This window comes from Acinetobacter sp. GSS19 (assembly GCF_028621895.1).
In the GTDB taxonomy this organism is placed as follows: Bacteria; Pseudomonadota; Gammaproteobacteria; order Pseudomonadales; family Moraxellaceae; genus Acinetobacter.
In genome coordinates this window covers 1,485,209-1,508,382 of the sequence record NZ_CP117520.1, presented here as the reverse complement: position 1 = coordinate 1,508,382, position 23,174 = coordinate 1,485,209, and the positions used below count along the sequence as shown (strand labels likewise).

Sequence of the window (23,174 nt, the reverse complement as noted above, 5' to 3'; positions counted from 1 at the left end):
TTTGTAAGATCATGGAACAACAGACGCGGATGACCACACAATCAACAGGATGGAAAAACGCCTTTACGGCCTTTTGGGATCGCCGTGCGATCATTATGCTGTTTTTAGGTTTTTCTGCCGGTATTCCCATTCTGCTGATTTTTTCCAGTTTGTCTTTATGGCTCGGTGAAGCCGGTATTGATAAAAGTGCCGTCACTTTCTTTAGCTGGGCCGCGTTAGGTTACTCATTTAAATTTGTCTGGGCACCGTTAATCGATGAATTACCCGTTCCTGTACTCACCCGCAGTCTTGGTCGGCGTCGTGCCTGGTTACTGATCGCCCAATCGCTGATTATCCTTGCCATCGGCATTATGGCCTTTTCCAATCCTGCCTTAGGACAAAGTTCCTTAATTCAGATGGCTATCGGAGCGGTATTGTTGGGTTTTGCTTCGGCTACCCAAGATATTGTGATTGATGCTTACCGGATTGAACTGGCAGAGACGCAAATGCAGACGGTTTTGGCCTCGACCTATAATGCAGGCTATCGTATCGGGATGATCGTTGCAGGGGCAGGTGCCTTATTTTTGGCAGCGTATCTCGGTACTGCGAAAGGCAACTATATTTATGAGGCCTGGAAATACACGTATTTAAGCATGGCGGCGGTGATGCTGGTTGGTGTCATCACGACATTCATCATTCGTGAACCGAAGGTCGAACGAGTTTATAAAACCTATGCACGCAGCGATTATTTCCGTCTGGTGTTGGTGTTTCTGGTCGCGGTTGCTGGTTTTGTTCTGAGCTATATCTATTCCGATCGACTGGTGCAGGCAGTCATAGAAGCCGCACAAATTAGCGATACCTTTTTAAAGTTTTTGCTAGAGAGCGTTCGTTTTATTGGTTCAGCGTTGGTGGCACTTGTGCTGGGATCACTGTTGGTTAAGGCTAAAGTGGTGAATCAGCAGATGGCACATGAGACCTGGATTAACCCGATTCAGGATTTTTTCCAGCGTTATGGCCTGAAACTGGCATTGGTTTTGTTATTGCTGATTGGTTTTTACCGTATTTCTGACATTATCGCGGGTGTGATTTCCAATGTGTTCTATCAGGATTTAAATTTCAGTAAGGAACAAATTGCCGAAGCGGTAAAAGTCTACGGGGTGATCTTTACCTTGATTGGTGGTTTTCTGGGTGGTTTGCTGGCTCAGCGTTTTAACATTATGAAAATCATGTTGATCGGTGCGATCCTGGCCAGTTCAACCAATCTGATTTTTATTGGTTTGGTAAAATCAGGCAATGCTTTAGCACCGGTTGAGATTCAGATCGGCGAGCAACATTACCGTACGACAGCCGATGAGGTCGGATACTGGAAACTGAAAATCCCAGCTGAACAATTATTGCAGACGGATCATCTTGAAGTGCATGCAGCCTATACGGATCAGCCGAATCAAAGGATGAATGTCCGTTTACCTTATTTGAAAACTGAATCGGGTGATTCCAGACTTGCATTACAGATCTTACCTGTGACTTCCGACAATCGGGTTGATACACAAGAAGCTGAAAAAAGTCTGGTCATTCGTGGACAGGTCTTTGGTCTGGATACCGCACGTTCCGAAAAAATAGAAGTGTGGCTGGATGGTAAAAAATTCGATGCTACCGTGGATGATGCTGGTATCTGGAGCGCTGCGGTTGATGGAAAACAACTTGCAGCTTCAGACTCCCACCAGTTAAAAGCGCAGGTGATTAATGCTCAAGGCCAGGTCTTAAAAGCCCAAACCCTGCAATATCAGAGTGGTAGTGCGAAAACGACCGGACTCGATGTGGATATACAGCCGCTAGGACTTGTGAAAGCAGATCAGAAGGATATTGAACTTCAAGGGAAAGTCATCAAGCCTTATAGCAGTGTTTGGTTGTATTTTGCCATTATCGTGGATAATTTAGCATCTGGACTGGCAGGAGCAGCCTTTATTGCATTCCTCTCTAGCCTGACCAGTGTATCTTTTACCGCAGTACAATATGCCATTTTTAGCTCTTTGATGACCTTGACCCCGAAAATTCTAGGCGGTTATTCGGGGACGATTGTGACCCATATCGGTTATCCAAGCTTCTTCTTGATGACCACTCTGATGGGAATTCCGATCCTGATCTTGATTCTCTGGGTCGCACGCCTTCTGGCAAAACATCAACAACAGCAAGTTTAGAGAGAGTGAGGACAAGATAATGCGTATGTTACATACCATGCTCCGTGTGGGGAATCTGGAACGTTCATTGGCTTTTTATACTGAAGTTTTAGGTATGCGCTTATTACGCAAGCGTGACTATGAAGAAGGGCGTTTTACCTTGGCTTTTGTCGGTTATGGTGATGAGGACAGCACAACTGTGCTGGAATTGACGCATAACTGGGATACTGAAAGTTATGACCTCGGTAATGGTTATGGCCATATTGCGATCGCTGTCGAGGATGCCTACCAAGCCTGTGAAGAGATCAAAGCCCGTGGTGGTAAAGTGGTGCGTGAAGCAGGGCCCATGAAAGGAGGCGTCACCGTGATTGCCTTTGTTGAGGATCCGGATGGCTATAAAGTCGAGCTGATTCAGCAAGATGAGAATGCCCGCAATAATTAATAAGGCGATTGAACTGGATGATTAAGAGATCATTCGATTCTGCTTGATTTTCTTGAAAGTTCAGTCCGAATCCCCTAAGCTCAGCTTGACGAAATTTGACCTGTTGGTGAATTTCGTCTGCTGGGCTTTTTATTAACTATCGAAATGCAGGATGCATGTCATGTTGAAATTGTTGGCTTTGGATCGTTTTACCATTCTATTGTTTGTAATGGTTTTGCTGGCGAGTCTGTGGCCGATTTCCGGGCAGGCGGCCGAGTATTTTTCTGTACTCACTACCAGTGCAATTGCATTGCTGTTTTTCTTGCATGGCGCCAAATTATCACGTGATGCGATCCGTGAGGGATTATTCCACTGGAAATTACACAGTATTATTTTCCTGTTTACTTTTGCTTTGTTTCCGGGATTGGGGCTCTTGGCTCGACCGATCTTGGAACCTTTATTGGGGCAAATGCTGTATTGGGGTTTTCTATTTTTATGCTTCTTGCCCTCAACCGTGCAGTCCTCCATCGCGTTTACCTCTATGGCACAAGGCAATGTCGCTGGAGCCGTCTGTAGTGCCTCTTTTTCCAACATTATTGGTATGTTGATTACTCCATTGCTGGTGAGCTTGTTTATTATGGGGAGTAATACGCCACAGTATGACCCGAGTCAGGCGATTCTGCAGATTATTGGCTTGTTACTGGTGCCTTTTGTCTTGGGTCAATTGATGCGACCTTGGATCTATCCCAAAATGCAAAAATTTCCGAATTTAGTGAAAAATTTTGATCAGTGGTCGATTTTATTGGTGGTGTATGGTGCTTTCAGCGGTGCAGTGGTCAATGGCCTATGGCAGCAAGTGGACTTATCGACTTTGTTCGTGCTGATTCTGGTTTGCTCGGTTTTACTGGCCGTGATTATGGGTTTGGCTTTTTGGTGTGCGCGATTGCTTGGGTTTGACCTTGCCGATCAGAAAACGATTTTCTTTTGTGCCTCCAAAAAAACTTTGGCCAGTGGCGTTCCTATGGCGCAAATTTTATTTATGGGTTTACCTCTCGGGATTCTATTGTTGCCGATCATGATTTTTCACCAGATCCAGTTGATGGTGTGTGGCATATTAGCCAATGCCTGGTCGAAATCCTCAGATTCATCTATAGAATGATTCGCAATCTGGCAGGAGTTCACGTATAATGCGTGCCACTTGTTGTGCTTAGCTCTGGTTTAGAACCTCGGTGGGCCAAAAGAATGGTCTGTTGTGGTGTTGATCTGCGAATTTTCGCCTTTTCCCCTAATTTTGGGAGTGATCAATTGCGATGACAGCTTAAGCCTTTCTTCAATTAGGAGTAATCGACGATGCGCGCCGATATTCACCCAAAATACGAAACACTTGTTGCAACTTGTTCATGTGGTAACGTGATCGAAACCCGTTCAGCTTTAGGTAAAGAAACACTTTATCTTGACGTATGTTCAGCATGCCACCCGTTCTATACTGGTAAGCAAAAGAACGTCGACACTGGCGGTCGTATCGACAAGTTCAAACAACGTTTTGCAGGTATGTCACGTTCTATCAAACGTGGTTAATCCTCAAAATGAAAAAAACGGGCAATTCGCCCGTTTTTTTGTCTCTGCATTTTTATCTGGGTTGGCAAGATCTTAATGATCTTGCACATCGCTTAAATGATCGAGTTTTTTCTGGAAATAGTCACCCTGCAAATAACGCGCTTCGACATTCCAGGCATTTGCGAACAGATTCATATCATTTAATTCGGAAAGTAGAATTTCAACCGGACGAATAATCAGGAAGTTGGCAATTTTCTCTTGCAGCTGTTCGACTTGCGCATCGTCTGCCAGCATGGTAGACAGGCGGCTATCCAAGCTCAGATAATTAATCTCGACCTGATTCAGGAAGGAGTCACTGTACATCGACATTCCGAAATCTCGCAATGAAATCTCAGCACCATGCTGGCGTAATACCCGTATCTGTTTCTGTACGAGAGGGAGATCATGGTTGAGTGCTTTTTCCGAGAATTGTAGAATCAATGGATGGCTAACGCGACTGCCCACAATGGTCAGCAGTTTTTCCACGAGTTGTGGGAATTGTGGATCTTCTAGCAGGATCGGAGAATTCAGATTGACAATTAGTTTAGCCTCAGGATACTGCGTAATAAAGTTATGGAGTTGCTTACACGCCTCTACCAATACCCAGCGATCGACTTTGATAGACAGTTCTGGATCATCCGCCAATTCTCTAAAATCGGCTAAATTGTGCCATTGGTTTTCATAGATGAAACCACTAGTGACTTCATAGGTATACAAATTAGTATCGTATTTATCATACAGCTGCTGATATTTTAGCCGGATATCACCACTTTCCAGTCTTTGCTGTAAAGCCTGCAAAATTGTTGGCTGTTCCAAGAGTTGTGGATCGGCTTCAAAACCTAATGGAGTCGTTTCAAGTTTGGCGGATAATTCAAGATCCGATGCTTGAGTCAGGGTTGCCAGACTGTTATGGAAGGCGCGGTTAAGCAATTCTTCCAATTGATCTTCATTGCCCAGTTCACTTTTTAATTCAGCATAACCCAGTTTTAAGTGGAGTGGGTAACTGCTATTGCCTACAGCCAACAATTGCGGTTTTTCTAGGGCGGCTAAGCCTGCTAAACGCGATTTTAATACCGAAGCTGATTCAGCCTGCACCAGTACAGCAAAAAGTCCCGTTTCGATTTTAAAGACAGGTAAGTGAGTCTGTTCTTTCAGGAAGTTTTGGATGTTGTGGAAATAACCTTGCAGCGTGTTGAGATTGGTATGGAAAATTTCATTAGGACATGTGGCTAATGAAACTGAAACCAATGCATTACAATTCGCGGGCTGGTTGAGCAAGGTGCGATTAATGTGTTGATAGGTCTTCGCAGGTTGCTGCAGAACGCTTTTTTCAGATCCTTCGGTGGTTTTGGAATGTGGCGTAGCGTAATTGCTTGCAGTGCCACAATCAATCGTCAGCTGTAAAGCATCTTCTTCAGCAGCAGGCAAGAACTCGATATGTAAAGGATTTTTACTGGCTGCCTGAGACTGGCGTGTATGCATCTCAAAACATGCCTGATCAAATTGACCCTGTGAAATTTTCTTAAAACGCTGTTTAAAATCATTTAGATCTGCAGGTTGTAAGACATCTAATAGGGGGAGGCCAATAATCTCATCTTCATCTTTAAAGCCAAATAAAGCTAAATATTCAGGGTTTGCCTGTAAATGGATACCTTCCTGGATGATGGCAACAGCCTTATTACTGTCTTCGACTAAGGATTGTGCTTGTGACTGGGCATTTTCCAGTTCATCTTCTAGATGCTGTTGGGTTTGTACCAGACGGCTATAAGATAAGGCACGAATGACATCGATATAAAAACGAGCACTGTAATCCAGATTGACCAGATCATAAATGCCTTTATTGATAAAGGTCATATATTGTTCGAACTGATAATCCTCAGGTTTAAGCATCAAGACGGGGAGGTGCGGTTGTTTTGACGCCTGAATCAAGGCAATCGCCTGTTCAACTTTCAAGTCATAGGCACGACCAAAAATTACCACATCCCAGACATTGTGCAGCTGTTTTTCAAAGCTTTTGATATCGTCGAGTAAGCAGGCTTTAACCTGATGGCCTTTAGCATCCAGCAACTCAAGAATTTGGTTATAACGAATCTGGTTGTCATCAATAATGAGTAAGCGAGTTTCTGTACGCTTTAACTTTTTCGACAGTAAAGAGTTTCTCATTTTAATGATTCCCATAAATCATGATCTTTCAATTCATCGGCCTTCTGGTGGATAAACTGATCTACAATAGATTGCTGCTGATCATTTAATAATTCAAATTCAAATTGGACAAAACTTTGTGTGATTGCCAGTGTCTTCAGTAGATAGATTTTGATTTCTTCTTTGCCGAGACGTAAATAAATGGTTTGTTGATCTTTAAACATTTGTGAACCCGGCAGAACCAGACTGGTTTTCACTAGGCCATCTTGTTCATTTTGTAAGATCAGCGCGGGATGGTAGTTATCTAGATGTCGTTCTGGCTTGATATGCACTGCACAAGGATAAATCTCTTGCGCCAGAATTTCTATGCCAAGCTCTAAACTTTTATCAGCCGCTTGTTTAATCCAGCGAATGACCGCAGAGCGCCATTTTCCTTGGTTATTTTCCTGAACCAGAATGAATTCACCGGTACGAAGATTTTTTGGCGTTTCACCGGTCCATTTAATGCGGTAACCATTGGCACTAATATCAATCACGTCAGCCTGATAAATCTGTTTTGCTTCTCGATCGAGTAACTTGGTGTGTGCCGTGCCTGAAGTGCTCGCATCTGTCCAACCTGCCAGCATTCGTGATTCATTCAACCTGTCAAAGCGTGTGCTGATTTCTAGCGTTTCGTAAAAATTTTTCGCTTTTGACATGTAAAAATGTGCAGTCATCAAGCTAAAACATAACTGTAACTGTGCTGAATATTCATAACGCTCATGCTGACGTTCGATGTGATCATTATCGAGAATAGTTTGCACATGGTGTTTTAATGCAGGGCTCAGGAACAGTTTTTCATTCTTTGAAAGGTACTCTGGATTTTTACCTAAGGTGTTATTGATATGCTCGAGTAGACTTTGTGTGCTGATGAATAGATTGGCCTGAAAATCATCGCTTTGCTTTTTATTGAATACCGGTCGTTCATCTGTACGTGTATCGACCAGATATTTACTCGTATTATTTTCTCGTGTTGAAAGTTGAATCAGACGGGCCCAATCAAAAGTACATTCGTACAAGGCATTAATTTCTGACGGACGGATTTGGTGCGTGTTGAAGATATCCAATAGGATTAATTGAGCATAGGCTTGAGCAATATTCTGTAGGCCATGTGCACTTTCTTTAATTTGACTGAGGCTGGTGTTGTAATAGTCATGCTCCAATGCCAGATTATAGAGTCGATGGGCAGCTTGCCATTGACCTGGTAAGGCACTGCTATACAACATTTGCTGTTGATAGAGTAGGCCTGCAAACTGGCGCAAACTATAAAAAGTTGCCAGGGAGCGTGCAGTCTGTAAATTTTTCTTTTGGCTAAAGGCAAACAGGGAAAATTTCTGATGTTGTAACTGATCGTGACTGCGCAGGGTAATGTCCTGATAGATCTTGGCGAAATAACTGCGCAGCAACATCGCCAATTCAATAATATGTTCATTCCGGTCTGAACTGATCAAGGCATGATTGGAAAAATGTTTTTCCAAACTTAATAGCACATTTTCAATACTATGGTGCAAGACCTGGATCAGGTCAAAACGCAAGGTTTCCGCACATTTGAGTTCAGAGATTTCGATCAGGGCATTAAACAGCAATTTAGATGAGTCACCCAATTGAAGAATAGACAACGAAGAAATCCAGTCCTGTACTTCTTTCACGGAGGTACCGGAAAAACTTAAATGGTCGCGTATTAAAGCGGTAGGTGTCTGAAAAGTATCCGAAATCGCACTATTCATCATATTGTTGTAAAACTCAAAAAGTTGAATCCCCAAAAAGCGGTGTTTTATTCTTTTCGCCCGCTATTTCCCTGACCAGTTTAGGAACCAAAAACCCCGGTAGATTCGCTAAAATTTCACGATAAATGTCATTCACCTGTGATGACAATAAATCGAAATGATGTGCCCCTTTCACCTTATCAAGTACGTGTAAATAGTAGGGCATCACCCCTGCCTCAAACAGGCGATAGCTTAAATTTACCAAGACTGGGGCTGAATCATTCACCCCTTTTAATAATACTGCCTGATTCAATACCGTAATATGATGTTGAACCAACTCAGAAAGTTTGGAGCAGGTGAAGTCATCTAACTCAGCTGGATGGTTTGAGTGTATCACCAGAATAATACGTAGCCTACTGTTTTTTAACAGCGTAATCAGCTCTTTATCGACACGGTTGGGGATTACGATCGGAACCCGTGAATGGATTCTCAAAAATTTTATTTGCGCGATGGATTCAAGTCGTTCAATCCACTCGGCAAGTTTGCGATTAGATAAGGTAAGGGGGTCACCACCGCTTAAAATTACTTCATTAATATCGGGCTGGCTTTCAATATAAGCTTTCATCTGTGGCCAGTCTTCGCGCTTTGGAAGATTCTCTTGATAGGGGAAATGGCGACGGAAACAGTAACGGCAATGTACAGCACATGCCCCTGTCAGGGTCAGCAAGAAGCGCGATTTATACTTATGTAGAATACCGGGAAATTGATTGGCTGCTTCTTCACCGAGCGGATCCGTTACAAAGCCAGGATGATCTTCTAGTTCGAGGTGATGAGGAAGAACTTGCAGCAGAAGCGGATCATAAGGATCGCCAATGTTCATTTTTCCGACAAATGCACGTGGCACACGCAATTTAAACTGTTCAGAAGCCAGAATCGCGCCCGATAATAAGTCATCGGGTGATAGCTCAAGCGTCGTGAGTAATTCTAGCGGGTCAGTAATCAGGTCACTGAGTTGTGATTGCCAGTTTTGCTCTTGATATAAATAGTTTATCATGCCACACGTTAAAAATAATGCTAGTCTAGCATTATTAGATTTGAGTTAGTAAGTTTGGAGTGTGCCAGTCATGGCCAATTATTCTACAAATGAATTCAAGCAAGGTCTTAAAGTCATGCTTGACGGTAACCCATGTTCAATCATGGAAAATGAATATGTAAAGCCAGGTAAAGGCCAAGCATTTAACCGTGTGAAACTTCGTAACCTGAAAACAGGTAAAGTTCTTGAAAAAACTTTTAAATCTGGCGACAGTTTGGAAGGTGCTGACATCGTAGAAGTAGAAATGAACTACTTGTACAACGATGGCGAACTTTGGAACTTCATGGATCCTGTCACTTTTGAACAGATCGCTGCAGATAAAACTGCGATGGGTGATGCTGCAAAATGGTTAAAAGACGACTCGAACGAGCTTTGCACGATCATGCTGTTTAACGGTGTGCCGTTAAATGTCAGTGCGCCAAACTTCGTCGTGTTGAAAATCGTAGAAACTGATCCAGGTGTTCGTGGTGATACCTCGGGCGGTGGCGGTAAACCAGCGAAACTTGAAACAGGTGCTGTTGTACGTGTACCACTTTTTGTTCAGCAAGAAGAGAGCGTACGCGTAGACACCCGTACTGGTGAATACCTCGAACGCGCTTGATTACAAAAAGATAAAACCGCAGAGTTAAAATACGACTAATGTGGTAAGGGATGATGTCAATCATCCCTTTTTTATGCCAAAGTATTGGTTGAAAAATAAGATATCAGGAGTAGAGTCAGCACAAACAGCAGAAAACGAATAATAAAAATGAGCTGCTTTAAATCATCAAGAAATTAAAAATATGAGGTTTTCTATGAACATGATTCAAACGAAATCTACTCTCCCCTCAAAACTGATCTGGAGTTTAGTCGCCATTGTCGGTGCAATTTCCTTTGGGATTTTAGCAGTTAGCCGTGGTGAACATGTCAACGCCGTCTGGCTGGTACTGGCCGCGATCTGTATCTATAGCATTGCATACCGATTTTATAGTTTATTTATTGCCAATAAGGTATTCGAACTGGATGCCCGACGCCTGACCCCAGCCCACCGTTTAATGGATGGTCTGGATTATGTGCCGACCAACAGATATGTACTCTTTGGCCACCATTTTGCTGCGATTGCTGGTGCTGGACCTCTCGTAGGACCGATTCTCGCTGCACAAATGGGCTATTTGCCTGGCACCATCTGGCTATTGGCTGGGGTGGTGCTCGCAGGTGCCGTGCAAGACTTTTTGGTGCTGTTTATTTCAACACGTCGCGATGGCCGCTCGCTCGGTGAAATGGCTAAACAAGAATTGGGCTCTTTCGCCGGGATTGTGGTCATGCTTGGTGCTTTAGGTGTGATGATCATTATTCTGGCCGTGTTGGCGTTGGTAGTCGTGAAAGCCTTGGCACATAGCCCATGGGGTGTGTTTAGTATTGCTGCAACCATCCCGATCGCCTTGTTTATGGGCGTGTATATGCGTTTCATCCGTCCAGGCAAGATCGCAGAAGTCTCGATCATCGGTTTTGTGCTGATGATGCTGGCGATTGTGTATGGTGGCCAAGTGGCCGCGGATCCTTACTGGGGGCCGTTCTTTACCTTAACCGGCACACAATTGACCTGGTGTCTGATTATCTACGGTTTTATTGCTTCTGTATTACCTGTCTGGCTGCTATTGGCTCCACGTGATTATCTGTCGACCTTCCTGAAAATCGGGGTAATTGCCGGTTTGGCCATCGGGATCATGGTGGCTTTACCTGAGCTGAAAATGCCGGCCGTCACCCATTTTATTGATGGTACAGGCCCGGTATTTGCGGGTAGTTTGTTCCCATTCCTGTTTATTACCATTGCTTGTGGTGCGATTTCTGGTTTCCATGCATTAGTATCGAGTGGGACCTCACCGAAACTGGTGAATACTGAAGCCGATATTCGAATGATCGGTTATGGCGGTATGTTGATGGAGTCCTTTGTTGCCATCATGGCGATGATCTGTGCCACAGTACTGGAACCCGGCATTTATTTTGCGATCAACGCGCCTGCGGCTGTGCTTGGCACCACTGTGGAAAGTGCAGCAGAAGCGGTACGTAACTTGGGCTTTGTCGTTACGCCTGATACCTTGGCTCTGTTGGCCAAAGAAGTGGGTGAAAGCTCAATCCTATCCCGTACGGGTGGTGCACCGACCTTTGCAATCGGGATGGCACATATCATTTCCGAGATTTTCAATAACCGTTCGATGATGGCGTTCTGGTATCACTTTGCCATCTTGTTTGAAGCCTTATTCATTCTTACTGCAGTCGATGCGGGTACCCGCGCTTGCCGTTTCATGGTGCAAGATACGGTCGGTATTGTTGTTCCAGCCTTGAAACATTCAGGCTCATTCTTTGGTAACTTGGTGGGTACATCAGTGGCTGTAGCCGGTTGGGGCTTCTTCGTTTATCAAGGCGTGGTTGATCCGCTAGGCGGGATTAACTCGTTATGGCCATTGTTTGGTATCGGTAACCAGATGTTGGCCGCGATGGCGTTGATTCTGGGTACCGTGATTCTGTTTAAAATGAAGAAAGAAAAATATGTCTGGGTCACCATTCTCCCGACGATTTTTTTGTTCATTACCTGTATGACTGCCGGTTGGCAAAAGATTTTCCATGAAAATCCTAAAATTGGTTTCTTGGCACAGGCCAATCGTTTCTCGGATGCGATGGCACGTGGTGAATTACTGGCTCCGGCAAAATCACTGGCAGAAATGCAAACGGTGGCATTGTCGAATCAGATCAATGCCATATTGTGTGGTTTCTTTATGATCGTGGCGATCGTTATGGTGTTTGCATCGATTGGTGTGATTCGCCGTGCATTGGCGAGCAAAGTGCCGACTGTACATGAAGCTGAAGCGGTGTATGTCGATCCAGCAACCTTGCAAAAACCCTCTAACCATTAATTAGGAGCATGACATGCTGTTCAAAATTCCTAAAAGTGGTCAGGCGGTGATTGTAAAAATTATCAAAATGACCGTAATGGCACAGAAAGATCTCTTGTTGTCGCCCAAAAACTGGTCACGTATTGCGACGTTGTGGCAACGTTTACAACAGAGCTTCCGTTTGATGGTGGGTGTTCCTGATTATGAAACTTATCTGGAACATATGCGTAATCATCATCCCGATTTGGTGCCTATGGACGTCAAGACTTTTTTTCGCCATTGTGTAGATGCACGTTACCCATCTGCCAAAGGCGGAATGAAGAAATGCCCATGCTAGAAATCTTTTGATTTCTTTAGAAAAAAATTAAAACGGTGTATGTTAGGCATACGCCGTTTTTTAACATTGAGACAAATGTGATGTGGAGCAAAACGAAGGCTCAAAAGCCAGAAATTCATCAACAAATGTCCGTGCTCACTGAGCAGATTGAAGCCTTTCAAAGTGCTATTGATACTTTTTTACAGCAGATTAATTCCATTATTTTGGACAAACCTGAACAGACCAAATTGGCGCTCACCTGCTTGCTGGCAGGTGGACATGTGCTATTTGAGGATTTGCCGGGTTTGGGTAAAACCACACTTGCCAGTGCCTTGGCGAATTTGGCCGGTCTGCAGTTTCAGCGCATTCAGTTTACCAATGACATGCTGGCCAGTGATGTCATTGGGGTGAACATGTTTAACCAGAAAGAACATCATTTTGAGTTTAAGCAGGGACCGGTTTTTACCCAGATTTTACTGGCCGATGAAATTAACCGCTGTAGCCCTAAAACGCAGAGTGCACTACTCGAAGCCATGGAAGAAGGCTTTGTGACCGTTGATGGTGTGCGTTATACCTTACCTCAACCATTTTGGGTGATTGCTACGCAAAACCCACTTTATCAAAGTGGTACTTATGCGTTGCCTGAGTCACAACTTGACCGTTTTCTGATGCGTTTGTCACTTGGCTATCCTTCACGCGAAGCAGAAAAAATACTACTGCAGCAAGACACTCGCCAAATCTTGTTGTCGCAGCTGACGGCGATCTTTAAGCAGCAGGATATTCTTCAATTGCAACAGATGGTACGGCAGGTTTATCTCAGTGAAGCGGTGCTGGACTATTTACTGGATCTTGCCTCAGCAACCCGGAAAAAACAGCATGGTTTATCTACACGAGGGTTATTGGCACTGAAAAAAGCCGCACAAGCTTATGCTCTGGTCGAGAAGCGATCCTTCGTGACCACGGATGATGTTCAAGCAGTATTCGTAGCCGTTGCGGCGCACCGTATGGGCATCAGTGAAGTGGAAATCCTGAAATTACTCGATGCTGTGGCAGCTTGCTAAATGAAACCGCTGTTCTCCTCTGCACTGATACAAAAATGGCTGGTTAAACGTTTTCGTATCGATAAGCATAAGATGCTCAAACAAAATGATATTTTAATTTTTCTTTACCAGCAGGGTTATCTGTACTTGGTACTGATCTTGATCACCTTTATTGCGGGGGTAAATTATGCCAACAACCTGATTTTGGGATTTTGTTTTTTTATCAGTGCTGTGTTATGCATCAGTTTTTATCGGACCTTTAAACAGTTGCATGGTTTAAAGTTGGAAATGATTTATCCAGAAGTTGGGCGTGCCGGCCAGCCTTTAGAGGTGAAAATTCAGTTTGAGCAGGCCATGATTGCACCACGCTATTTATATGTTCAGACGGAACAGCAGCTACATAAAGTGTTGTTAAAACAGCGTGAACAGACAATAGCCTTGCATTTTTTTCCACAGCAGCGCGGTGCCTTTCCTTTACCTCAGATTCGGGTGTTTTCCCTGTATCCTTTGGGTTTGGTACGAGCCTGGACTTACTTGTATCCAGCTGAACAGATCTGGATTGCACCTCAGCCGCAAAGTATGACGAATCTGCGACAGCATGCGAGTGATCCGGATCAGCATGCGTTGGATGAATTCTTTGAACTGCGGGATTTTAAAATAGGCGATCCCTATCAGGCAGTATCTTGGAAACAGGCTGCACGTGGGCAAGGAATGCTGGTCAAGGTATTTGAAGCAGAACGTGAAAAGCACCATCAAGTGATTGATTATCAGCAAATGCCTGGTATTGATCATGAGCAAAAATTGAGTTTTATGATGGAACTGATTGAACTGTGTGAACAGCAGCGACAGCCTTATCAGATTCGACTACCTCAGCAGTTACTGGCTGAAGGAATGGGGCGGAAACATTATCAACAGGCACTTCTGGCACTCGCACAGGCATAATCATGATTCATCGATCTGTTCAGTTTTCCATTTTACTGAGCCTTAGCTTGGTGTTGATTGCACAAGTGGCTTTCGCACCTGTTTTGCTGAGCATTGGTCTCGCAGTCATTGTGATTCTGCTGAGCTGGCGTTATCGCTACTCGTATCATCAACCGATTGCTAAAGTGCTACAGATACTTTGGCTGGGTTTGGGTTTGTCCACAATTTATCTACAGTATCAGACGTTTATCGGTGTAGAGGCGGGCGTTGCACTACTCACCACGATTTTGTTTGCTAAAGCACTTGAAACCCGAACTGCACGTGATGTGATTGTTCTGTTCAATTTCGCTTTATTCGTGAGTGCCAGTCTGTTTTTATACAGTCAGTCGGTCTGGATGGCCTTGCTGATACTGACCAGTTTAATGAGCTGTTTATTGGGCTTGTATCGTTTACAGCAGGCGGAATTTACCGATCATCTGGGTACACTGAACTTTAAACAGGATGCAAAACGCATCTTGCAGCTTAGCGCTTATGCAATCCCTTTTTTTATCTTATTATTTTTATTCTTTCCGCGCTTGCCACCACTCTGGCATATTCCCATACAAAATCAGCAAGGGGTGACCGGGATCAGTGATCAGATGTCTCCGGGCGATATTGCAGAGTTGTCTCAATCTAGTGCTTTGGCGTTTCGCATTATCACGGATACTTCACGCTTGCCGCCACGCTCGGAAATGTATTGGCGTGCTCTGGCATTGGATCAATATGATGGGGCGCGTTGGACCAGTCATGTGCTGAATAGCCAGCCACAACAGCATAATTCTCCGCAGAACTCGACGGCTCAATCTTTTGAATATCAATTATTACCGGCTGATCAACGGCAAATATGGATTCCTGCGTTGCAACAGTCGCAACCGCTAGAGTCTAATTTTCAGCTCAGACAAGATGGAGGGATTACACCATTACGCACTCTGCAGCGTAGCCAACCGATCCGTTTACGTTGGATCGGACCTGAATTGCCAGCTGGGCAGGATTTTAATGTATTTAATGATTTTCAGCATAAAATCAATACGGCTTATCCGGCAAGGAAAGACTTGCATGCCCAGCGATTAGCCCAACAGATGTTGAGCCAAAGTCGTTCTGATCCACATCGTTATATTGACAATATTTTGCGCTGGTATCAGCGGCAGGGTTTTAAATACACCTTAAATCCGGGACGTTTGGGCGAGCAGAGAATTGATGAGTTCCTCTTTCAGTCAAGACAGGGCTTTTGTGAACATTATGCTTCGAGCTTTGTCATGTTGATGCGCTATGCCGGTATTCCTGCACGTGTCGTGGTGGGATATCAGGGTGGGCAATTGGCACTAGATGCTAAAAGTTGGGAAGTTCGACAACTGGATGCACATGCCTGGGCCGAAGTCTGGCTGAATGGACGCTGGCAAAGTTTTGATCCCACCGCTTTGATTGCGCCGCAGCGAATTGATCAGGGAATGCAGGAGTTGATTGAGAATGATCAGCAAATTTTTGGTTCTGAATCTGCAAATGCTTGGAAATACCAGCAGTTTGCCTTGCTCAAAAATCTGAGAATCTGGAGTGACTACGCAAGTTATCAATGGCAACGTAATGTTATTGGTTATGACAGCGAGACCCAAAAGCAATGGCTGTCGCGATTGGGACTTCACTCATTATATAGCACGGTGCTTGTTTTACTCTTCGGAGGAGCTGCTTTAGCTTTATTCTATTTTGTGATTTTAAAGCTGCGGGCAAGACAGCGTTTACCTATGGTTCAGCGTTTGATAATGAACTTTTCTAAATGCTTACCACGTGTTTGGCAAAAACAGCAGAGTGAAACCTTTGAACAGTGGATGCGACGCTTGATGCAATATTGTCCTGAAATGCAGCAATCCTTATTTCAACGGTTGATTCAGCATTACCAAAAAATTGTTTTTATGGAACAGATGGATTCAGATGATATCGTGCAACTAAAAAAAATGCTTAAAGACTGCACAATTGTGTTAAGGCAGGTGAGAAAAACCTTGTCAGAAAAATAAAAAATGAATATGATGCATTCACTTTAGGCGTATAGCTCAGTTGGTTAGAGCGCTACGTTGACATCGTAGAGGTCTCCAGTTCGAGTCTGGATATGCCTACCAAAATTAGCTGTTAAATCAGCATATTAAAGCCCACCTTAAAACGTGGGCTTTTTTATTTGGGGTTCTTTCGGGGTATTTTCGGGGAATTAAATATTTCCGTTGTGTTGATAATTCCTAAACAAACTCTAAGGAAAAAAATTTAAAATTTTTATATCAGTTGTTCACTCTTGGATGGAGCAGGGACATTAATAGCTATCTTTTAGCTTGGTTTCGTATCATTTGCTAAGCTTGCTTGGAGTTCTTGGATGATGCCGCTAGCTTGCCGCCGTGGAAGCGTGTAAATATTGGCCAATTCAGGATTGGCTTTAAAACGTTTATAGCTCCAATGATAATGTTCAGGATAGCGTTGGATCAGCTGCTCAATCGTTTGATGAATCATCCGGGTACCCTGTTCAGCTGAAACCGTGTAAATCTGCTCACTCATGGGATCAAAATATAGATCGAAGCCGCCCGCATCATTGCGTAGTGCATAAACCAATAAGGCACTTGCTTTGGTTTTCTGGATCAATTTAGCTGTCAAATGGCTCGAAGCAACCGGGATGCCAAAATAGTTCACTAAATCACCGCCAAGCTTGGGCGTATGGTCGGGAAGAACAATAGTCGTTCCTCCGCTTCTTAATGCCCGAAAAATCTCGCGCACGCCACTGTCATTTGTTGGGACCAAATGTGAGTGTTCACGGCTACGAGCTTTACGTACAAATTGTTCAGTTGCTGGTTCCTTAATTGGCTTATACAAAATGGTCATCGCCGTATATTGAGAGCACCAACTATTGATGATTTCCCATGTGCCAAAATGAGGTGCCACCATAATAAGGCCCGTGTTGGCTTTTAAGGCTTGATGAAAATAAGCTTCACCATGGATATTATGCAGGCGATCAAGATTTTTCTGATGGTTAGACCCCCAGATGCTTAAGAATTCAAAGTAAGACAACATTTCATTTTTAGCTGCACGGCGGGTGATCTGTTCACGTTGTTTTTCCGATAACTCGGGAAGTGCAATCTCCAAGTTCATGGCAATGCTATGGGTAGTATTGGAGATCGGTAAATGATGAATCAGTCTTGCAAGCACACGGGCGAAAAAACGTAAAATTTGGATAGGCTGACGACCGGCCAATTTAAGAAGTTTATAATTTAAGCTGTTCGAATGAGAAGTCGGCATGAAAAGAAAGGATACCTTGCGGTCAGAAAAAGAAGGCTGAGCTGTTAGTGTAATCTAAATAGGGTGCTCACTTCAGGATTTCTTATCGGGGCATGGATGCCACACAAGTAATGAATGCCGAATTGCAGAGTTTTATCGAAGCAACGGCATGTGTGACTGAAGCGGAATGTTAAGGAGAATAGTGGTATTTTAGCAATCTCCATATGCAGTGGCAGAATGAGCTTGATGGTCTTTGCTTCAGTAAGCCAATTGAAAACATTACTGGAGATTGGCAGCACAACGCAAAATTCAGCCGAATGAACCAGTCTTCATGCTTACGCTCAAAGATGCTTTAGCTTATGTTGACGGGTTGGGAAGAAAATTATCGACAGAACAGCAATGGGAACATGCTGCAAAAACTTTTAGTCGCGAACATGAGGTCTTAGCAGATTTGCAACATGTCAATGTCTAGCAAAGGAAACTTCCTTACTTATCAAAATTAGCAAAAACAAGGGGTTATTGAGTTGCCCCGGCTGGTTGTTTTACGGCCCATCCTTTTGGTTTATACGACATGATTTGCAATATTAGGAATACACCAAAATTCCTTTTAAGGTAAGCCATGATGACCATATAAGCATGCAACAATGACGCTTACAATATTTGCCTTGCTTTAACTGTTGCACCATCAAAGCTTGATCTTATCTTTGTGTCGTAAATTATAGTCAGCACTACACCGTGTTTCAGTACGGGATGCACAGAAAATAGATTTAGGTATCAGTCACTTCGGATTTAGAACCGTGAAAAACCGTCCATAATTTTTAATACGAAGCTGATAGATAGACATTCAAAAGAATGTTTTTCTGGAATAGTGAGTCGCTTTCCTTGAGGAAAACTCAGGATTAATTTCGATTGAATAGTATCGAATTCAAGAGTGGCTGATCTAATATTTTATATTGCGTATATATGAATATTCATATATAAAAGACGATCTGTTCAAGAAGCTTTTTTGTGGATGCTATGCCAAAAGTACAAATTTATCATAACCCTGCATGTGGTACTTCCCGTAATACACTCGCGCTGATCCGTAATGCGGGGATTGAACCGGAAGTGATTGAATATCTGGTGACGCCACCTTCAAAAGATAAACTGGTAAAAATGATTCAGGATTCCAGCCTTACTGTGCGTGAAGTGTTACGTAAAAATGTGGATCCTTATACCGAATTGAATCTGGATGATGCCAACTGGACCGATGAAAAACTGATTGATGCGATGCTTGAATATCCGATCCTGATCAACCGTCCCTTGGTGGTCACAGATCTGGGCACACGCTTGTGTCGCCCATCGGAAGTGGTACTGGACATTTTGCCTTTACCACAGTTAAAAGCCTTTGTGAAAGAAGATGGTGAAGTCATTATTGATGAACAAGGCAACCGCGTAAAATAAAATCCTCCCTAAGAAAGCTCAACTTGGTTGGGCTTTTTTTATATTCAAAAAATATAGATTGACGTTGCGCCGTATAATTTTACATACTCAATTTAAGTCACTGATGGATAAACATAATTGATGAGTCTACAAGTGCTTGTCTAGGTTCAGTTTGAGAAGATGAGATCTCTTTTGTAGCTTCATGAACTCGAGTATAGAGTCATGTATTATCGACAAATTGCTATAAAAATTGACCATCATGCTATTTCATTCATATTGAAGTAAAAGTACTGATTCGTCCAAGACAAGGGGATTAAAATGGAGAGCCTGATCGCATTCTTTGCTTGGTTGAACAATGCACTGTTAAAAATGACGTGGCTGTCAGAAGGAGTACGTTGGCTGGTTGAAAATATTTTTGGATTATCTGTCGCGACCCGGCTTGGTGGCAGTATTCACTTTTTTATTTATGATGTTTGCAAGATTTTTATTCTGTTAGCAGTACTGATTTATTCACTGTCTTATATCCAGAGTTATTTTCCGCCGGAACGTACCCGACAAATTTTAGGGCGAATGAGCGGATTAAAAGCCAATATTATGGGAGCACTGCTTGGAACGATTACGCCGTTTTGTTCCTGTTCTTCCATTCCGTTATTTATCGGTTTTACCCGTGCCGGGCTTCCAGTAGGTGTGACTTTTTCTTTTTTGATTTCATCACCATTAGTCGATTTGGCCTCGATTATTTTGTTGGCCAGCATTTTTAACTGGAAAATCGCCATGATCTATGTATTGCTTGGTTTGGTATTGGCAGTGCTAGGTGGTTCATTGATCAGCTTTTTAAAAATGGAAAACTATGTGGCTGAGTTTGTAACTCATAATGGTGCCATTCAGGGAGAAGAAGATTTCACCATGACTGCCCAAGAGCGACGCGCTTTTGCTTGGGAGCAGGTGGTGGAAATTTTCACCAAGGTTTGGCTCTATGTGTTGATCGGGGTGGGAATTGGCGCTGCGATTCATAACTGGATTCCGGAACAATGGATTACAGCATTGCTCGGTCAGGAACACTGGTATTCCGTATTGATCGCGACCATTGTGGGCATACCGATGTACGCAGATATTTTTGGCACTTTGCCGATTGCTGAAGCACTGGTGGCAAAAGGCGTAGGTTTGGGTACAGTGCTGGCCTTTATGATGGCAGTCACTGCACTATCTTTACCATCCTTGATTTTACTCAAACAAGTCGTGAAGCTGCCTTTACTCAGTCTATTTGTCGGCATTGTGTTTGTGGGGATTTTAATTATTGGTTATAGCTTAAACACCTTGGGTTACTGGTTTTTATAACGTTTGGAGAATAAAATATGCAAATTAAAGTGGTGGGTACAGGCTGCCGTAAATGTAAAGCACTTTTGGCAGCAACAGAAGAAGCGGTGAAAAATACTGGTGTACAGGCAGACATCGAATATGTGACCGACATGATCAAGATTGCGGAAACAGGCCTGTTAAGCACACCGGGTCTGATCATTGACAATAAAATCGTGTCGAGTGGCAAAGTGCTGGAAGCCCAAGCTGTTGCAGAACTCATTGAGAGAAACAAATAAGCTCGAACATTCAGTGGCATGAAAAAACCAGTGGCAGTACCACTGGTTTTTTATGATGCAGATGTAACCGTAGGTTTATTGTTTGACAATCAATACCGGGAGTTTGGCTAGTTTTAATACCTCTTCAGCCACACTGCCCAAAGTGATTTTATGGATACCTTGTCGTCCATGTGATCCCATCACAATCAGATCGGCCTGTAATTGTTGTGCTGCGTTGACAATTGCAGTGGGTAAAACCTCGGCTTTTATCAGTTGTGTCGCCACCTCACAGGCACCGGCGTTGAGTGCCAATTTCTGTGCCTCGGCCAATGCATGGCTTGCATTCAGACTAGCTTCATCAAAAAAGCTTTGCATGGTACTGGCATCTGCACCGAAATAATAAAAATCGGTATTGGCAAATGGATTCTCTTCAATAATGCTGATTATCGTCAGTTTGCTGTCTAGGGCGGCAGCCATGATCGCGGCTTGTCTGGTCGCAGCGAATGCCTGATCAGAACCGTCAATCGGTACTAAAATGTGTTTATGAGGCATGTATTATTCCTTTTTTTCATTGAAATTTTTTCTTTATTCATAACATAGCGAACCACAGCTGACAATTTTTTAAACAACTTCTTTAGGAAGGGGCTTTCTCTGTATCCAATGATAATTTTAAGATCAGCCATTTACTATATATATGGATATGTGTATATTTGGATAACAGGATGGGAGCAGCTATGGACCACGTTCAGTTTTTTAAATGTTTATCGGATGAAACACGTCTCAGTATTGTCATGCTGGTTGCAGAAAATAAAGAGCAGTGCGTCTGTGATTTGACGGACAAATTGCAAGTCAGCCAACCCAAAATTTCACGCCATTTGGCTTTATTGCGCGCTTGTGGTTTGTTGAATGATCGCCGTCAAAGTCAGTGGGTGTATTACAGCATCAATCCTGAATTGCCGACGTGGTGCTTTCAAATTTTAGATGCTCTCAAACACAGTCAATACACCGGTTTAGTTCATTCTCCGGCTCTGTCGGTTCAAAGCCATTGTGAGTAAATTTTCATGAAATTTTTATTTTTATGTACAGGCAACAGTTGCCGCAGCATTCTCTCTGAAGTGTTATTTAACAGCCGTGCGCCAGAGGGCTGGGTGGCTTACAGTGCAGGAAGCAAACCTTCCGGTCAGGTTCATCCTTTGACGATCAAGACCTTACAGAACCTGGGTCTATCGACTGAAGGTTTATCCAGCAAAACCATTGATGCCTGCGAACAGTATGAGCCAGAAGTTGTGATTACCGTGTGTGATGCAGCGGCACAGGAAGCTTGCCCGTTATATTTGGGTGGAGCCATCAAGGCGCATTGGGGGCTGTCGGATCCTTCACACTTGGATTTGCCTGAAGAAGAAAAATTACAGGCGTTCTTGACCACGGTAGATCATATCAACAAACGTTTAGATGCGTTTTTCGCTCTAGATGCAAAAAAATTGAGTCGTCCGGAGCTCATTGCTGAAATCAATAAAATTTCTCATATTTAATCGAGCAGATCATGTCTAAACAGGGTTTATCCTTTTTAGATCGCAACCTGACGTTATGGATCTTTGTGGCCATGGCATTAGGTGTTGCGATTGGGGTGGTATTTCCACAAGCATCAACAGCACTGGATGCCATGAGCGTGAATTCAGTCAATTTGCCGATTGCGATTGGTCTGATTCTGATGATGTATCCACCTTTGGCCAAAGTGGACTATGCGACATTGCCACAGGTTTTTCACGATAAAAAAACTTTGGCTTTATCACTGGTACAAAACTGGCTGATTGCACCGGTGCTCATGTTTGTACTGGCGATCGTTTTCCTCAGTGATTATCCGGAATATATGACTGGCCTGATCCTGATCGGTTTGGCACGTTGTATTGCCATGGTGCTGATCTGGAATGGTCTGGCTTGCGGTGACAACCAATATGGTGCTGCACTGGTGGCATTTAACAGTATTTTCCAGATTCTGTTCTTCAGTAGTTATGCCTGGTTCTTCCTGACCTATTTACCACCGTTTTTTGGGGTGGAAGGCCATGTGATCAATGTCGATTTCTGGACGATTGCCAATGCAGTATTGATCTATCTGGGTATTCCATTCCTGATGGGTTTCTTGACCCGTATTTCTTTGGTCAAGGCGAAAGGTCTGGATTGGTATCAAACGAAATTCCTGCCAAAAATTGGCCCTCTGAGCTTATTGGCGTTATTGTTCACCATTGTGGCGATGTTTAGCTTGAAAGGCGCTGATGTGGTGAGTTTGCCTTTGGATGTATTGCGTATCGCGATTCCATTGACCATTTACTTTGTGTTGATGTTCTTTGTCAGCTTCTTTATGAGTAAATGGATGGGGAACGATTATCCAAAAACCACGGCCATTTCCTTTACGGCTGCGGGCAATAACTTTGAGCTGGCTTTGGCTGTTGCAATCGCCACGTTTGGTTTGGCTTCTCCGATTGCCTTTACCACCATCATTGGTCCTTTAGTGGAAGTGCCCGTGCTGATTTCCTTGGTCAGTGTATCTTTGTGGCTGAAGAAAAAGTATTTTGCTTAAAAAATTGGG

22 protein-coding genes and 1 tRNA gene are annotated in these 23,174 nt (G+C 43.5%); 18 read left to right on the top strand and 5 right to left on the bottom strand.

Annotated features, from left to right (window positions below; all coding sequences use genetic code 11):
• Nucleotides 1–29: 29 nt before the first annotated feature.
• The 4 genes from PGW99_RS07260 (at nt 30) to rpmE (ending at nt 4,155) form a co-directional block, all read left to right on the top strand.
• Nucleotides 30–2,177, top strand: coding sequence for an AmpG family muropeptide MFS transporter (locus PGW99_RS07260; protein WP_273779464.1), 2,148 nt, complete (start codon nt 30–32; stop codon nt 2,175–2,177).
• 19 nt (nt 2,178–2,196) lie between these two features.
• The gene (gene gloA, locus PGW99_RS07255) at nt 2,197–2,598 is read left to right on the top strand and encodes a lactoylglutathione lyase (protein WP_273776935.1); all 402 of its coding nucleotides are present in this window, start codon (nt 2,197–2,199) and stop codon (nt 2,596–2,598) included.
• A 160-nt stretch (nt 2,599–2,758) separates the two neighbouring features.
• The gene (locus PGW99_RS07250) at nt 2,759–3,736 is read left to right on the top strand and encodes a bile acid:sodium symporter family protein (protein WP_273776933.1); all 978 of its coding nucleotides are present in this window, start codon (nt 2,759–2,761) and stop codon (nt 3,734–3,736) included.
• Between the two features lie 191 nt (nt 3,737–3,927).
• Entirely contained in the window at nt 3,928–4,155 is a 228-nt protein-coding gene (rpmE, locus tag PGW99_RS07245) for a 50S ribosomal protein L31 (protein ID WP_273776931.1), read from the top strand.
• Nucleotides 4,156–4,227: 72 nt separating this feature from the next.
• Here rpmE and PGW99_RS07240 read toward each other — a convergent pair whose 3' ends face one another.
• The 3 genes from PGW99_RS07240 to epmB are packed head-to-tail and all read right to left on the bottom strand — an operon-like array spanning nt 4,228 to nt 9,114.
• A complete protein-coding gene (locus PGW99_RS07240; RefSeq protein WP_273776929.1) occupies nt 4,228–6,351 on the bottom strand; it encodes an EAL domain-containing protein in 2,124 nt (707 codons plus the stop codon).
• Nucleotides 6,333–8,084 carry a GTPase gene (locus PGW99_RS07235; RefSeq protein WP_273776927.1) on the bottom strand — a complete coding sequence of 584 codons (1,752 nt, stop codon included), beginning with the start codon at nt 8,082–8,084 and terminating at the stop codon, nt 6,333–6,335. The genes PGW99_RS07240 and PGW99_RS07235 overlap by 19 nt, the downstream gene beginning before the upstream one ends.
• A 13-nt stretch (nt 8,085–8,097) precedes the next feature.
• The gene (gene epmB / locus PGW99_RS07230; RefSeq protein ID WP_273776925.1) at nt 8,098–9,114 is read right to left on the bottom strand and encodes an EF-P beta-lysylation protein EpmB; all 1,017 of its coding nucleotides are present in this window, start codon (nt 9,112–9,114) and stop codon (nt 8,098–8,100) included.
• A gap of 70 nt (nt 9,115–9,184) precedes the next feature.
• Between epmB and efp the strand changes: the two genes are divergently transcribed.
• From efp to PGW99_RS07195, 7 genes are all read left to right on the top strand, one after another.
• Nucleotides 9,185–9,754, top strand: coding sequence for an elongation factor P (gene efp, locus PGW99_RS07225; protein ID WP_273776923.1), 570 nt, complete (start codon nt 9,185–9,187; stop codon nt 9,752–9,754).
• Between the two features lie 193 nt (nt 9,755–9,947).
• A complete protein-coding gene (locus PGW99_RS07220) occupies nt 9,948–12,047 on the top strand; it encodes a carbon starvation CstA family protein (protein WP_273776921.1) in 2,100 nt (699 codons plus the stop codon).
• A gap of 13 nt (nt 12,048–12,060) precedes the next feature.
• Complete coding sequence (locus tag PGW99_RS07215) at nt 12,061–12,363, top strand: YbdD/YjiX family protein (protein WP_273776919.1); 303 nt, start codon at nt 12,061–12,063, stop codon at nt 12,361–12,363.
• A gap of 80 nt (nt 12,364–12,443) precedes the next feature.
• On the top strand, nt 12,444–13,403 hold the full coding sequence (locus PGW99_RS07210) for an AAA family ATPase (protein WP_273776918.1): 960 nt from the start codon (nt 12,444–12,446) through the stop codon (nt 13,401–13,403).
• The gene (locus PGW99_RS07205) at nt 13,404–14,324 is read left to right on the top strand and encodes a DUF58 domain-containing protein (RefSeq protein ID WP_273776917.1); all 921 of its coding nucleotides are present in this window, start codon (nt 13,404–13,406) and stop codon (nt 14,322–14,324) included.
• A gap of 2 nt (nt 14,325–14,326) precedes the next feature.
• Nucleotides 14,327–16,351: a transglutaminase family protein gene (locus PGW99_RS07200; RefSeq protein WP_273776916.1), complete on the top strand. Its 2,025-nt coding sequence runs from the start codon at nt 14,327–14,329 to the stop codon at nt 16,349–16,351.
• A 25-nt stretch (nt 16,352–16,376) separates the two neighbouring features.
• Nucleotides 16,377–16,453, top strand: a tRNA-Val gene (locus tag PGW99_RS07195).
• 199 nt (nt 16,454–16,652) lie between these two features.
• Here the strand turns inward: PGW99_RS07195 and PGW99_RS07190 are convergent.
• On the bottom strand, nt 16,653–17,612 hold the full coding sequence (locus PGW99_RS07190; protein ID WP_273776914.1) for a lysophospholipid acyltransferase family protein: 960 nt from the start codon (nt 17,610–17,612) through the stop codon (nt 16,653–16,655).
• A 268-nt stretch (nt 17,613–17,880) separates the two neighbouring features.
• Here PGW99_RS07190 and PGW99_RS07185 point away from each other — a divergent pair, with 268 nt between their 5' ends.
• From PGW99_RS07185 to PGW99_RS07170, 4 genes are all read left to right on the top strand, one after another.
• Nucleotides 17,881–18,063 carry an SUMF1/EgtB/PvdO family nonheme iron enzyme gene (locus PGW99_RS07185; RefSeq protein ID WP_326518824.1) on the top strand — a complete coding sequence of 61 codons (183 nt, stop codon included), beginning with the start codon at nt 17,881–17,883 and terminating at the stop codon, nt 18,061–18,063.
• Nucleotides 18,064–18,599: 536 nt separating this feature from the next.
• Nucleotides 18,600–19,034 (top strand): arsenate reductase (glutaredoxin), encoded by a 435-nt coding sequence (gene arsC, locus PGW99_RS07180; RefSeq protein WP_273776910.1) that lies wholly within the window; start codon nt 18,600–18,602, stop codon nt 19,032–19,034.
• Between the two features lie 297 nt (nt 19,035–19,331).
• Nucleotides 19,332–20,351 (top strand): permease, encoded by a 1,020-nt coding sequence (locus PGW99_RS07175; RefSeq protein ID WP_273776908.1) that lies wholly within the window; start codon nt 19,332–19,334, stop codon nt 20,349–20,351.
• A gap of 17 nt (nt 20,352–20,368) precedes the next feature.
• Nucleotides 20,369–20,608: a thioredoxin family protein gene (locus PGW99_RS07170; protein ID WP_273776906.1), complete on the top strand. Its 240-nt coding sequence runs from the start codon at nt 20,369–20,371 to the stop codon at nt 20,606–20,608.
• A 75-nt stretch (nt 20,609–20,683) separates the two neighbouring features.
• On the opposite strand, the gene PGW99_RS07165 is transcribed toward PGW99_RS07170, so the two are convergent.
• Nucleotides 20,684–21,139, bottom strand: a complete 456-nt coding sequence (locus PGW99_RS07165; RefSeq protein ID WP_273776905.1) for a universal stress protein — start codon at nt 21,137–21,139, stop codon at nt 20,684–20,686.
• A 182-nt stretch (nt 21,140–21,321) separates the two neighbouring features.
• On the opposite strand from PGW99_RS07165, the gene PGW99_RS07160 reads away from it, so the two are divergent.
• From PGW99_RS07160 to arsB, 3 genes are read left to right on the top strand one after another with little or no spacing between them, the layout of a single operon-like run.
• On the top strand, nt 21,322–21,642 hold the full coding sequence (locus PGW99_RS07160) for a metalloregulator ArsR/SmtB family transcription factor (RefSeq protein WP_273779463.1): 321 nt from the start codon (nt 21,322–21,324) through the stop codon (nt 21,640–21,642).
• Nucleotides 21,643–21,648: 6 nt separating this feature from the next.
• Nucleotides 21,649–22,119 (top strand): arsenate reductase ArsC, encoded by a 471-nt coding sequence (locus tag PGW99_RS07155; protein WP_273776903.1) that lies wholly within the window; start codon nt 21,649–21,651, stop codon nt 22,117–22,119.
• 11 nt (nt 22,120–22,130) lie between these two features.
• Nucleotides 22,131–23,165, top strand: coding sequence for an ACR3 family arsenite efflux transporter (arsB, locus tag PGW99_RS07150; protein WP_273776901.1), 1,035 nt, complete (start codon nt 22,131–22,133; stop codon nt 23,163–23,165).
• Nucleotides 23,166–23,174: the final 9 nt, after the last annotated feature.

What these genes read in the sequence shown, in the direction of transcription:
- PGW99_RS07260 (WP_273779464.1), top strand. Translation starts at nt 30, where the DNA reads ATGACCACACAATCAACAGGATGGAAAAACGCCTTTACGGCCTTTTGG.
- gloA (WP_273776935.1), top strand. Translation starts at nt 2,197, where the DNA reads ATGCGTATGTTACATACCATGCTCCGTGTGGGGAATCTGGAACGTTCA.
- PGW99_RS07250 (WP_273776933.1), top strand. Translation starts at nt 2,759, where the DNA reads ATGTTGAAATTGTTGGCTTTGGATCGTTTTACCATTCTATTGTTTGTA.
- rpmE (WP_273776931.1), top strand. Translation starts at nt 3,928, where the DNA reads ATGCGCGCCGATATTCACCCAAAATACGAAACACTTGTTGCAACTTGT.
- PGW99_RS07240 (WP_273776929.1), bottom strand. Translation starts at nt 6,351, where the DNA reads ATGGGAATCATTAAAATGAGAAACTCTTTACTGTCGAAAAAGTTAAAG.
- PGW99_RS07235 (WP_273776927.1), bottom strand. Translation starts at nt 8,084, where the DNA reads ATGATGAATAGTGCGATTTCGGATACTTTTCAGACACCTACCGCTTTA.
- epmB (WP_273776925.1), bottom strand. Translation starts at nt 9,114, where the DNA reads ATGATAAACTATTTATATCAAGAGCAAAACTGGCAATCACAACTCAGT.
- efp (WP_273776923.1), top strand. Translation starts at nt 9,185, where the DNA reads ATGGCCAATTATTCTACAAATGAATTCAAGCAAGGTCTTAAAGTCATG.
- PGW99_RS07220 (WP_273776921.1), top strand. Translation starts at nt 9,948, where the DNA reads ATGAACATGATTCAAACGAAATCTACTCTCCCCTCAAAACTGATCTGG.
- PGW99_RS07215 (WP_273776919.1), top strand. Translation starts at nt 12,061, where the DNA reads ATGCTGTTCAAAATTCCTAAAAGTGGTCAGGCGGTGATTGTAAAAATT.
- PGW99_RS07210 (WP_273776918.1), top strand. Translation starts at nt 12,444, where the DNA reads ATGTGGAGCAAAACGAAGGCTCAAAAGCCAGAAATTCATCAACAAATG.
- PGW99_RS07205 (WP_273776917.1), top strand. Translation starts at nt 13,404, where the DNA reads ATGAAACCGCTGTTCTCCTCTGCACTGATACAAAAATGGCTGGTTAAA.
- PGW99_RS07200 (WP_273776916.1), top strand. Translation starts at nt 14,327, where the DNA reads ATGATTCATCGATCTGTTCAGTTTTCCATTTTACTGAGCCTTAGCTTG.
- PGW99_RS07190 (WP_273776914.1), bottom strand. Translation starts at nt 17,612, where the DNA reads ATGCCGACTTCTCATTCGAACAGCTTAAATTATAAACTTCTTAAATTG.
- PGW99_RS07175 (WP_273776908.1), top strand. Translation starts at nt 19,332, where the DNA reads ATGGAGAGCCTGATCGCATTCTTTGCTTGGTTGAACAATGCACTGTTA.
- PGW99_RS07170 (WP_273776906.1), top strand. Translation starts at nt 20,369, where the DNA reads ATGCAAATTAAAGTGGTGGGTACAGGCTGCCGTAAATGTAAAGCACTT.
- PGW99_RS07165 (WP_273776905.1), bottom strand. Translation starts at nt 21,139, where the DNA reads ATGCCTCATAAACACATTTTAGTACCGATTGACGGTTCTGATCAGGCA.
- PGW99_RS07160 (WP_273779463.1), top strand. Translation starts at nt 21,322, where the DNA reads ATGGACCACGTTCAGTTTTTTAAATGTTTATCGGATGAAACACGTCTC.
- PGW99_RS07155 (WP_273776903.1), top strand. Translation starts at nt 21,649, where the DNA reads ATGAAATTTTTATTTTTATGTACAGGCAACAGTTGCCGCAGCATTCTC.
- arsB (WP_273776901.1), top strand. Translation starts at nt 22,131, where the DNA reads ATGTCTAAACAGGGTTTATCCTTTTTAGATCGCAACCTGACGTTATGG.